At 35.7% G+C, this 1,075-nt stretch carries 1 protein-coding gene; it reads right to left on the reverse strand.

The window, feature by feature from the left end:
• Positions 1-250: 250 nt before the first annotated feature.
• On the reverse strand, positions 251-1,075 hold an 825-nt coding region (locus tag ACFINR_RS09405; RefSeq protein WP_375654235.1), incomplete at its 5' end, for a type IV secretion system protein.

Here is a 1,075-nt window from a genome sequence, read left to right on the forward strand (position 1 = left end):
GACTTCATTTTAATATGACTCTTTTTACTGTTATATACATTCTGATATTTGTTGTCATTATTATAATTTTGACACTAAAGTAAAGTGTATAGTTTACGATAATTTATCTTTTCTTAATTTCATTTTTTAATTTATGAAAATAGCTCAATTTCAGTGCAAATATTTTTTACTTTAGGATTGGATATCCTCGTTATTTTGTCATATGGATATTAAGGGCGTCTGTTACGGGAACCATTGCTTTTTATCTCATCTAGTTTTTATGTCTCCATAGATGTCCGAATGTAATGCCTTTTGCGAGAGAATTGGCCATGCTTGATAGTTTGAGTAACAGCATGATGGATATAATAGACAAGATGAGAGCTCCTCCAAACATGTATGCTACATTCTGATTGTAATCGAGTTTCATATCACTCAAATAGTTTGCAAAGATATTCATCATTAGATTAAATACAGTTGCTAAGAGTAGAAAGAGGATTATATAATTGGCGACTTGGATTATCCATTGCTCGAAAAGGCGATGAGTTGGTTGCCAGAGCAAAGCAATGATGAAGAATGGTCCCCATCCTACAAGAAGTGTAATAGCGATTTTTGTCAGTAGAACGAGGCCACCACCGATTGCTACGACGAAGCTTGTTGCTAGCAAGATGAGGATGCCTAAGAGACTGTAAAGCAGTCCATTGGACTCGAAGAAGACGGTTTCTTCGAAAAGGCGGCCTGCATATTGAAATCCTTTGGTTGCTGCTGTGTCCAGTAAATTCATTAATTGTTTATCATCGAGTGGATTTGTTATGAGCGCTTTTGATAACTCATAGGGCATTTGTGTTATTAAATTTGTGATTTCTGGTTGATAAAGTCCTGTGGTAAGAGCTATTGAAGTAATAATACTTATCCGTAGGAAACGGTTTACGAATCCGGAGAGAGGCATATCTATAGCGCCACGAATGATGAGCCATCCGTAGATGATGAAAGCGATTGTGATTCCAATTGAAACAAAGGGTGTAATTGTAACAATTGCTTTTGAGGAAACATCCGTGACATATGTTTTTGTTATCTGATCAATTTTACTGAAAAGTTG

Origin of the sequence: Bartonella sp. AP19HLJMH, from assembly GCF_042196245.1 — a bacterium.
In the GTDB taxonomy this organism is placed as follows: domain Bacteria; phylum Pseudomonadota; class Alphaproteobacteria; order Rhizobiales; family Rhizobiaceae; genus Bartonella.